Below are 9,101 nucleotides of genomic sequence, written 5' to 3'. Positions count from 1 at the left end.
AACGATGGCTACGACTTAATGATAGACCAGCGTTTTATTGAAATGACGCTTGAAAGACATCCGCATTTAAAAAATAACTTTTATGGATTAATAGATGGAAAAGAATTTAAGTTAGATTAAATTTTTGGAAATGCAAAGGAGGCATAACAAATGTTACAAAAATTTAGAATCGCGAAAGAAAAAAATAAATTAAAACTCAAATTACTAAAGCATGCTAGTTACTGTTTAGAAAGAAGTAACAACCCTGAATTGTTGCGAGCAGTTGCAGAGTTGTTAAAGAAGGTTAACTAAATTAGGCCTTATTATTACTTTTTAGAATGTGAACAATAGGTCGATAAAAAACTTAATAAACAAACTATAGCAACTATCAATGAATTTTGAATATGTAAATCGTTCTCGTTTATATAGTTTGTTACAAAGATTTGAATGTCAGCACCTGCTGCAATGCCATTAGACCATCTTATTAACTTTTTGAAAGGATGTGGAAAATCATTTTCGATACGTTTGACAAATTCATCGTGTCTCTTGTAGGTACTTTGCTCATTTATTGGATAGGTCGAATTGATGGCTTCAGCCAAAGTAGAGATAGCAGTTGGATTGATATAAAAATCTCTAATGGTCTGTTGTGCTTGAAGTACAATCTCATCATCAAACCTATAGAGTTCCTTAAAAGATTTTATCGTTTCTTCAGAAAATAAATTTCTTTGAAATGTTAGAGATGAAAAAGAATTACGCAAATTAAAATTCATTTCAATTAAGTTGTTTAGATGAAAGTCTACTTTGAAGTCAGAAAATAAATTTATGTTGTTTCTATTAATTATATCTAATTGGTACTTAGGTTTTAAAGATTGTTTAATTGCCATACTTTTAGAAATTTCAACATTACTAATTACGTTATTAATAGAAAAACGAACATTTTTTAAAGGATCAATATACACCAATATCACCTCCTTTCACTAGGAGATAACAACATTATACACGAAAGGAAAGATAGAAATGCCACATATTTTAAACGTAACAGTTCCAATACCTGAAACACATGTACTTATCACAAAAGATGAATATGATGAGCTAATTGGTTATTCATTAGACCCTGTATGGAACATGAGTGACTTAAAGAAGAAATTAAAAATTGCATCTGATGAGACTATCAAGGACAGATTACTATTTCATCCTAGATTTGAAAAAGAACTAAGAGCGCAAGGAATTGTGCATTACCCTGATGAGAATTTTAATCGCTGGAGATTTAACGCAAGAAAGATGAATAAATTCGTCGATGAGCATTTCAATGAAATATATAAGGAGAGAATAAAATGAGCAACATTTATAAAAGCTACCTAGTAGCAGTACTGTGCTTTACAGTCTTAGCAATTGTACTTATGCCGTTTCTATACTTCACTACTGCATGGTCGATTGCGGGATTCGCAAGTATCGCAACATTCATATTTTATAAGGAATACTTTTATGAAGAATAAAAAAACTGTTACTCACGGCAATGAGTAACAGTCTAAACAATTAGAAAATTAATGCATATTCAATATAAAACGAAATAAAGGAAGTGTCAACAATGTACTACAAAATTGGCGATGTATGTCAAAAAGTAATTAATGTAGACGGATTCGATTTTAAATTAGCAGTTAAGAAACAAGATTACAGCATTCTAGTGAATGTCTTAGATTTAGAAGATAGATTTATCGACGGTATAAATATAACAGATGAGAATGATCTATACACAGCATTAGACATATTAAATCAATCTATTTATGAATGGATTGAAGAGAACACAGACGAAAGAGACAGGCTAATTAACTTAGTCATGAGATGGTAGGTATAAGCATGAGAGATACAGAAAGAAATATATTGAATATTTTTAAAACGTTATTCGACGAATATACTTTGTCAAACCAACGAGCATTATTGGAAATTGAACGTAATCATCACGGATACTTATCGATTAATTTCTTGCACTATCACGACAGTTACAAAACGAACAATAAGCTTGTACAGATACATGAAATCAATCCGGACAGCCACGAACGAATAAAAAATTTAATTATCGAGGTGTTAAGAGGTCACCGAAAGATTAAAAAAGGAGCATGATGATGGATATAAAAATAAATAAGCTAACAATATCAAACTTTGCTGGAATCAAAGAAGAAAGCTTTAACTTTGACGGTAAAGACACAAAAATATACGGCAATAATGCGACTGGTAAGACTACGACTGCAACCGCATTACAATGGCTGCTTTTCGATAAAGGTTTGGACGGATCAACCAAATCATTTAACCCTGTACCTTTAAACGAAAAAAACGAAGAAAATTATGAGTTAATTCCGACTGTTTTCGCAGAATTTGAAATCGACGGAAAAATAACGACTTTCAAAAAAGAGTCACATCCTAAATACACAATAAATCAAAAAACGAATCGCAAGGAATACTCACGAAGTCGAACGAAGAAACAATATATCAATGATGAATCAATAAAAGTAAAGGATTATAAAGCTCGTATTGATGAACTGATTGATGAAGATGTATTCAAGTTAATTACGAACCCTCAAGCATTTAACTTACTAGATTGGAAGAAGCGAAGAAGTTTGTTGTTTGAAATTGCTAAACCAATCAATGATGAGGATGTCATTAAAACAAATGATGATTTTAAAGAATTAAATAATATTCTTGGAGATCATGAAATTGAAACAAAGAAAAAGATTCTTACGGACAAGATAAAACAGATTAACAAAGATATCAAAGATATTCCGATACGTATTAACCAAACACAACAAAATAAGCAGGATGTACCTGAATTCGATAATGATAGATACGCAATTATCAAACAAGAAATTGAGCAACTTGAAAATGAGCGTATAGATATTCAAAACGGTGCAGAAGAAATTAATTTGCGTAATCAATTAGCTGATAAACAATCAGAATTGAAGCGCATTGAAGACAATAACAGCGCAAGTAATGAGAACAAAATCCATACTTTAACAAATGAGTTACACGTTGAAAATGGAACGGTTGCGAACCTTAAAACAAGATTAAAGCAAAACAAACAACAAATCGCACATGAAGAAAATAGACGTAATCAATTATTAGAAAATCATAAAGGATTAAAAAGTGATTTAGAAAAAGCTAAAAATCAAAAATTTGAATATCTTGATGACAATGTATGTAGTTGTTGTGGTCAACAGTTACCAGCTGAACAAGTGAATGAGGCAAGAGAAAAAGCATTGCAGAAATTCAATGCTAGCAAATCGAAAGAATTAGAAACAATACAAACATCTATCAATCACATTATTTCAGAAGGCAAGAAAATAAAGCCAATCATCGAGAAGTTAGAGGATGACAATAATAATCTTCAAATTAAAATCAACGAAGCAGAAGAGCGTTCAGCAAGAATACAAAACAAAATTAATAAGTTAAAAACGACTCACGTTGACGTTACACAAACTGACGAATACAAAGCAGTAATGTTAGAGATAAATGAAATTAATCAAAAACGCTCAAACATCAGGAAAACTATTCAAGATAAAGTTTCAGGAATAGATGACAAAATAAGCGAACTTACTCAAGAAAAATCAGAAATTGAAGTGTCAAGATCAATCGAAAAATCAAATAAACATCTAGATGATGTTATTTCTGAATTAAGAAATGAAGAAGACAGATTATTGGATGAAAAAGAAAAGTATTCACATAACCTTTATATCTTAAAAGAATTTACAACAACAAAAGTCAAAATGCTTACTGAAAATATCAATAACGAATTTGATATTGCTGAATTTAAGCTATTCAATACCTTAGTTAACGGCGAATTAGAAGAAACATGTTCAACAACGGTTAACGGCGTCGAATACGACAGCGGTTTAAATAACGCCTCAAGAATTAATGTTGGCTTAGATATCATCAATACACTGTCAAAACATTTTAAAGTTACAGCGCCAATATTTATTGATAATGCTGAATCAGTAACAGAGCTTATAAAAACAGAATCACAACAAATTCAATTGATAGTAAATGAACAAGATAAAAAATTAAGAATGGAGACTATATAAAATGACTGAAAATAATAAATTACAAACTATTGAACAACAATTAGTACAAGAAAAGAACGTATCTGACAACGTATTAAACAAAGTGAGAGTTTTAGAGTCACAAGGCAATTTGGAATTGCCAAATGATTATTCACCAAGTAATGCCATGAAACAAGCATGGTTACAAATCAGCCAAGATAACAAATTAATGAGTTGTAACGATACAAGCAAAGCAAATGCCTTATTAGACATGGTAACGCAAGGTTTAAATCCAGCTAAAAATCAATGCTACTTTATTCCTTACGGCAACAAAATGCAGTTACAACGTAGCTATCACGGTAATGTAATGATGTTAAAACGTGATGCAGGTGCTCAAGATGTTGTTGCTCAAGTGATTTATAAAGGCGATACATTCAAGCAAGAAATGGGAGAAACAGGACGTATCAAAGCGATTAAGCACGAACAAGACTTCTTTAACATCGACAAAGAAAACATTATCGGTGCGTACTGCACAATCGTATTTAATGATGGACGAGATAACTATATTGAAGTCATGACTATTGAACAAATTAAACAAGCATGGATGCAGTCATCAATGATTAAAGATGAAAAAGCATTACAAAATTCTAAAACACATAATAATTTCAAAGAAGAAATGGCTAAAAAAACAGTTATCAATAGAGCTGCTAAACGTTATATCAACACATCAACAGATAGCAATCTTTTCAAATACGCACAAGAATCCGAACAACGTCAACGCAAAGAAGTGTTGGACGCAGAAGTTGAAGAAAATGCAAATCAAGAACAATTGGACTTTGAACAACCAGTTCTTGAAGAAGCACAATACACAGAATTAGAAAATGATAAGCCTATTGATGTATCTGACTTTGAAGAAATAAAAGAACCTGCAACAGAAAAAGAAAGCGAAGAAGAGCCATTTTAATTGAAACAATAGCAACTGGTTCAAGTGGTAACTGCTACGTCTTAAATGATGGACGTACTACGTTACTACTTGAGGCAGGTATAAAATTTGAACGTGTTCAAAAGCATTTCAAATATAAAACAAGACATATAGCAGGGTGTCTTATCACACACGAACATGGTGATCATGCAAAGTATACAAAGCAGTTTGTCGACAATGGTGTAATCAGCTATATGACTGCTGGAACACAACAAGCTATGAATTTTGAAAGTCATCGCTTATGCACGATTAAGGCAAAGCAAGAGCTGCGAATAGGTACATGGTCAATTCTACCGTTTGACATCGAACATGATGCTAACGAGCCTGTGGCTTTCTTATTACAAAGCACACTAGGTTATAAGATCCTGTATGTTACTGATACGAAGTATCTGAAATACAAATTTAACGGCATTACACACATGATGTTAGAAGTTAATTATATCTATGAACAAATGCAAGAAAACATAAAAAACGGCAGTGTACACAGCGCATTAGCAAATAGAATTATGGAGTCTCATTTTAGCTTAGAACATGCTATAGGAATGTTGAAAGCAAATGATTTAACTAGACTCGAAGAAATACATTTAATTCATTTAAGTAGCCAAAATTCAAATGCAAAATACATTAAAAGAGAAATACAAAAAGTGACGGGCGTGCCCGTTTATGTTGGAGGTTTATAAATGCTAAACAGAACAATATTAGTTGGTCGTTTAACTAGAGACCCAGAATTAAGAACCACTCAAAGTGGTGTAAATGTAGCATCATTCACATTAGCAGTAAACCGCACATTTACGAATGCACAAGGAGAGCGCGAGGCAGACTTTATTAATATCATCGTATTTAAAAAACAAGCAGAGAACGTTAATAAATACCTATCTAAAGGATCGTTGGCGGGCGTAGATGGTAGGTTACAAACGCGGAACTATGAAAATAAGGAAGGTCAACGTGTATACGTTACGGAAGTTGTTGCCGATAGTATTCAATTTTTAGAACCGAAGAACACAGATGATAATCAACAAGATTTATACCAACAACAAGCGCAACAAACACGTGGACAATCGCAATATTCAAATAACAAACCAGTAAAAGATAATCCGTTTGCGAATGCAAATTGTCCGATTGAAATAGATGACAATGATTTACCATTCTAATTTAACCGGTTTGAAAGTGAGGTGTGTATATGACTGGTTGGATAAGTATTGATCGCTCAATTCAAAATCATTGGCTATTTAAAGAAAAGAGAACATTTTCAAAGTTTGAAGCATGGATATATTTACTCATGGAAGCGAATCATTCAAAGGCAAAAGTGCCTATTGGAAACCAAATTGTAACCGTAGAAAGAGGACAAAGATTAACATCGATTTTGACCTTGTCTGACCTTTTTAACTGGTCACGATTTAAAGTGAAAACCTTCCTTGACTTACTCGAGAGTGATGGAATGTTAGAAGTCAAAACAACATCAAAATATACCCTTATAACCATTGTCAATTATGACTTTTATCAAAGTGAGCAGGGAAGGAACCAACATCAAAACGACATCAAACCAACATCAAAACAACATCAGTCAAACATCAATCCAACATCAAAACAACATCAAACCAACACAAACAATAATGATAATAAAGATAATAATGAAAAGAATGTGAATAATGAGAAGAAGAAGGCAGCTGCCTTCGACTTCTTCCAAGATAACGGATTCGGTTTCATAACTCCATACAATTTAGACGATTTAAATTATTATCTTGATTCATTTGAAAATGATTCAGATGAAATAGTTACGGCATCACTTAAAATCGCTAAAGACAGAAACAAAGTTACTTGGGGATATGCTAAAAGCATTTTGAATACATGGCTTAATGCAAACTTGAAATCTATCGAACAAGTACGTGCATTTGAAAAGCAACAAATTGAAAGCAAAAAGCAAACATACAAACCTCATGTTAAACAATCAAAAGAAAAAACGCCTAAATGGCTCACAGACGGCACGAGAGAAACGAAAACGGCGGAAGTAGATGAAAACCTTGAGAAAGACAGAGAAGCTTTTATTAAGCGTCTAAATAGCAAATGGGAGTGATTGAAAATGGATGCATTTGATAAATACTATCTATTTGATCATGACGGCAACAAAATGTTTTCAGTTACACCACATTTTAAAGATGGTCGGCATTTAGTTGTTGGAATAAAAGAAACAAAATTTAATGGTCGTCGTTGGTATTTAGACGATTATGAATTAAATACACTTATTGATAATGAACAAATGGAGTTAGGACACCAAACAAACTTATTTGAATATATATGAGGGATTGCATGGAGATAGAAATTAAATTTAACGAAGTGTTTAATGCGCCGATGGGGTCGCCTCGACCGCGTTTTAGCACAAAAGGCAGATACGTACACACATACATGCCTACAAACTATACAAAACATAAAAAATATTTACAAAGTCAAATGCCAAGGCTAAATCTAGAAAATGCATTAAAAATCGAATTAGCGTTTTACTTTACTCCACCTGAATCATGGTCGAAGAAAAAGAAAGCTCAAGCGATTGGACAATTAAAAGTGACTAAGCCGGATATCGACAACTTAATTAAAACGGTATTAGATGCTTGTAATGGCCATGTATGGAAAGACGATAACCAAATTACAGAAATAACTAGCTCAAAGCGTTATGGAATTGAGCCCAAAATAATCATACGAATAGAAGAAATATAAGAGGTGGATAAAATGGCGAGAAAAGCAAGGATTGTAACAATAAATGATAAACCTTATAGGTTCAGTAAATTTGAAATGGAATTAATAGAAAGTCACGGTATAACCGCTGGAATGGTTTCTAAGAGAGTAAAAGACGGTTGGGAACTACATGAAGCAATGGACGCACCAGAAGGTACGCGTTTAAGCGAGTACAGAGAAAAGAAAACAATAGAAAGACTGGAACAAGCTAGACTCGAACGCAAATTGGAAAGAAAGCGAAAGAGAGGTACGAGGCGCAAGTTAAAAGAGGTGCAGTTATTAAAGTGGGTCAGTTGTTTGAAAATATAAGGGAGTGTGGGAAATGATTAAGCAAATACTAAGATTATTATTCCTACTAGCAATGTACGAGTTAGGTAAGTATGTAACTGAGCAAGTATATATTATGATGACGGCTAATGATGATGTAGAGGCGCCGAGTGATTACGTCTTTCGAGCGGAGGTGAGTGAATAATGAGAATATTTATTTATGATTTGATCGTTTTGCTGTTTGCTTTCTTAATATCCATATATATTATTGATGATGGAGTGATAATAAATGCATTAGGAATTTTTGGTATGTATAAAATTATAGATTCCTTTTCAGAAAATATTATAAAGAGGTAGATAAAAATGAACGAGCAAATAATAGGAAGCTTATATACTTTAGCAGGAGGTGTTGTGCTTTATTCAGTTAAAGAGATTTTTAGGTATTTTACAGATTCTAACTTACAACGTAAAAAAATCAATTTAGAACAAATATATCCGATATATTTAGATTGTTTTAAAAAGGCTAAAAAGATGATTGGAGCTTATATTATTCCAACAGAACAGCATGAATTTTTAGATTTTTTTGATATTGAAGTCTTTAATAATTTAGATAAGCAAAGTAAAAAAGCGTATGAAAATGTTATTGGATTTAGACAAATGATTAATTTATCAAATAGAGTTAAGGCAATGGAAGATTTTAAGATGAGTTTCAACAATGAATTTAGTACAAATCAGATTTTTTTTAATCCTTCTTTTGTTATGGAAACAATTGCTATTATAAATGAATATCAAAAAGATATATCTTATTTAAAAAATATAATTAATAAAATGAATGAAAATAGAGCTTATAATCATATTGATAGTTTTATCACTTCAGAGTACCGACGAAAAATAAACGATTATAATCTTTATCTTGATAAATTTGAAGAACAGTTTAGTCAAAAGTTTAAAATAAACAGAACTTCGATAAAAGAAAGAATTATTATTAATTTAAACAAGAGGAGATTTAAATGATGTGGATTACTATGACTATTGTATTTGCTATATTGCTATTAGTTTGTATCAGTATTAATAGTGATCGTGCAAGGGAGATACAAGCGCTCAGATATATA

At 32.0% G+C, this 9,101-nt stretch carries 16 protein-coding genes and 2 pseudogenes; 17 read left to right on the top strand and 1 reads right to left on the bottom strand.

The features are described 5' to 3' along the window. Positions 1 to 120, top strand: a pseudogene (locus IDG60_RS23540) (hypothetical protein); the annotation flags it as partial. A gap of 30 nt (positions 121 to 150) precedes the next feature. After that, entirely contained in the window at positions 151 to 291 is a 141-nt protein-coding gene (locus IDG60_RS21450; RefSeq protein WP_000939496.1) for a hypothetical protein, read from the top strand. 14 nt (positions 292 to 305) lie between these two features. On the opposite strand, the gene IDG60_RS21445 is transcribed toward IDG60_RS21450, so the two are convergent. Next, positions 306 to 938, bottom strand: coding sequence for a hypothetical protein (locus IDG60_RS21445; RefSeq protein ID WP_000275058.1), 633 nt, complete (start codon positions 936 to 938; stop codon positions 306 to 308). A 58-nt stretch (positions 939 to 996) separates the two neighbouring features. Between IDG60_RS21445 and IDG60_RS21440 the strand changes: the two genes are divergently transcribed. From IDG60_RS21440 to IDG60_RS21365, 15 genes and pseudogenes are all read left to right on the top strand, one after another. Then, positions 997 to 1,317, top strand: a complete 321-nt coding sequence (locus IDG60_RS21440) for a DUF771 domain-containing protein (protein WP_001120197.1) — start codon at positions 997 to 999, stop codon at positions 1,315 to 1,317. Then, a complete protein-coding gene (locus IDG60_RS21435; RefSeq protein ID WP_000066020.1) occupies positions 1,314 to 1,475 on the top strand; it encodes a DUF1270 domain-containing protein in 162 nt (53 codons plus the stop codon). Before IDG60_RS21440 ends, IDG60_RS21435 begins: the two co-directional genes overlap by 4 nt. A gap of 92 nt (positions 1,476 to 1,567) precedes the next feature. Further along, on the top strand, positions 1,568 to 1,828 hold the full coding sequence (locus tag IDG60_RS21430; protein ID WP_000291488.1) for a DUF1108 family protein: 261 nt from the start codon (positions 1,568 to 1,570) through the stop codon (positions 1,826 to 1,828). A gap of 8 nt (positions 1,829 to 1,836) precedes the next feature. Further along, positions 1,837 to 2,100, top strand: coding sequence for a hypothetical protein (locus IDG60_RS21425; RefSeq protein ID WP_001205732.1), 264 nt, complete (start codon positions 1,837 to 1,839; stop codon positions 2,098 to 2,100). Then, positions 2,097 to 4,052 carry a coiled-coil domain-containing protein gene (locus IDG60_RS21420; protein WP_047211354.1) on the top strand — a complete coding sequence of 652 codons (1,956 nt, stop codon included), beginning with the start codon at positions 2,097 to 2,099 and terminating at the stop codon, positions 4,050 to 4,052. Before IDG60_RS21425 ends, IDG60_RS21420 begins: the two co-directional genes overlap by 4 nt. A 1-nt stretch (position 4,053) precedes the next feature. Then, a complete protein-coding gene (locus tag IDG60_RS21415) occupies positions 4,054 to 4,974 on the top strand; it encodes a recombinase RecT (RefSeq protein WP_000138475.1) in 921 nt (306 codons plus the stop codon). Between the two features lie 80 nt (positions 4,975 to 5,054). Next, positions 5,055 to 5,672: an MBL fold metallo-hydrolase gene (locus tag IDG60_RS21410; protein WP_072353921.1), complete on the top strand. Its 618-nt coding sequence runs from the start codon at positions 5,055 to 5,057 to the stop codon at positions 5,670 to 5,672. Then, positions 5,673 to 6,143, top strand: coding sequence for a single-stranded DNA-binding protein (gene ssb, locus IDG60_RS21405; protein WP_000934765.1), 471 nt, complete (start codon positions 5,673 to 5,675; stop codon positions 6,141 to 6,143). A 29-nt stretch (positions 6,144 to 6,172) separates the two neighbouring features. Further along, on the top strand, positions 6,173 to 7,066 hold the full coding sequence (locus tag IDG60_RS21400) for a DnaD domain-containing protein (RefSeq protein WP_000148328.1): 894 nt from the start codon (positions 6,173 to 6,175) through the stop codon (positions 7,064 to 7,066). 6 nt (positions 7,067 to 7,072) lie between these two features. Further along, positions 7,073 to 7,291: a hypothetical protein gene (locus tag IDG60_RS21395; RefSeq protein ID WP_000338527.1), complete on the top strand. Its 219-nt coding sequence runs from the start codon at positions 7,073 to 7,075 to the stop codon at positions 7,289 to 7,291. 8 nt (positions 7,292 to 7,299) lie between these two features. After that, positions 7,300 to 7,704, top strand: coding sequence for a RusA family crossover junction endodeoxyribonuclease (locus IDG60_RS21390; protein ID WP_000401978.1), 405 nt, complete (start codon positions 7,300 to 7,302; stop codon positions 7,702 to 7,704). A 12-nt stretch (positions 7,705 to 7,716) separates the two neighbouring features. Then, a pseudogene (locus IDG60_RS21385) lies at positions 7,717 to 8,001 on the top strand (SA1788 family PVL leukocidin-associated protein); the annotation flags it as partial. A 43-nt stretch (positions 8,002 to 8,044) separates the two neighbouring features. Then, the gene (gene rinB / locus IDG60_RS21375; RefSeq protein WP_000595265.1) at positions 8,045 to 8,194 is read left to right on the top strand and encodes a transcriptional activator RinB; all 150 of its coding nucleotides are present in this window, start codon (positions 8,045 to 8,047) and stop codon (positions 8,192 to 8,194) included. A 158-nt stretch (positions 8,195 to 8,352) separates the two neighbouring features. Further along, positions 8,353 to 9,003 (top strand): hypothetical protein, encoded by a 651-nt coding sequence (locus IDG60_RS21370; RefSeq protein ID WP_206161178.1) that lies wholly within the window; start codon positions 8,353 to 8,355, stop codon positions 9,001 to 9,003. Then, on the top strand, positions 9,003 to 9,101 hold a 99-nt coding region (locus tag IDG60_RS21365), incomplete at its 3' end, for a DUF1514 family protein (RefSeq protein ID WP_206161179.1). The genes IDG60_RS21370 and IDG60_RS21365, both read left to right, overlap by 1 nt.

Source organism: Staphylococcus sp. EG-SA-2 (assembly GCF_017152085.1).
The sequence above is the reverse complement of the archived record's forward strand: the minus strand, read 5'-3'. Positions and strand labels throughout refer to the sequence as shown.

Bases quoted from the DNA above. Each gene is read 5' to 3' on its own strand.
- IDG60_RS21395 (WP_000338527.1), top strand. From the start codon at position 7,073: ATGGATGCATTTGATAAATACTATCTATTTGATCATGACGGCAACAAA.
- IDG60_RS21450 (WP_000939496.1), top strand. From the start codon at position 151: ATGTTACAAAAATTTAGAATCGCGAAAGAAAAAAATAAATTAAAACTC.
- IDG60_RS21390 (WP_000401978.1), top strand. From the start codon at position 7,300: ATGGAGATAGAAATTAAATTTAACGAAGTGTTTAATGCGCCGATGGGG.
- rinB (WP_000595265.1), top strand. From the start codon at position 8,045: ATGATTAAGCAAATACTAAGATTATTATTCCTACTAGCAATGTACGAG.
- IDG60_RS21435 (WP_000066020.1), top strand. From the start codon at position 1,314: ATGAGCAACATTTATAAAAGCTACCTAGTAGCAGTACTGTGCTTTACA.
- ssb (WP_000934765.1), top strand. From the start codon at position 5,673: ATGCTAAACAGAACAATATTAGTTGGTCGTTTAACTAGAGACCCAGAA.
- IDG60_RS21415 (WP_000138475.1), top strand. From the start codon at position 4,054: ATGACTGAAAATAATAAATTACAAACTATTGAACAACAATTAGTACAA.
- IDG60_RS21440 (WP_001120197.1), top strand. From the start codon at position 997: ATGCCACATATTTTAAACGTAACAGTTCCAATACCTGAAACACATGTA.
- IDG60_RS21370 (WP_206161178.1), top strand. From the start codon at position 8,353: ATGAACGAGCAAATAATAGGAAGCTTATATACTTTAGCAGGAGGTGTT.
- IDG60_RS21400 (WP_000148328.1), top strand. From the start codon at position 6,173: ATGACTGGTTGGATAAGTATTGATCGCTCAATTCAAAATCATTGGCTA.
- IDG60_RS21425 (WP_001205732.1), top strand. From the start codon at position 1,837: ATGAGAGATACAGAAAGAAATATATTGAATATTTTTAAAACGTTATTC.
- IDG60_RS21430 (WP_000291488.1), top strand. From the start codon at position 1,568: ATGTACTACAAAATTGGCGATGTATGTCAAAAAGTAATTAATGTAGAC.
- IDG60_RS21420 (WP_047211354.1), top strand. From the start codon at position 2,097: ATGATGATGGATATAAAAATAAATAAGCTAACAATATCAAACTTTGCT.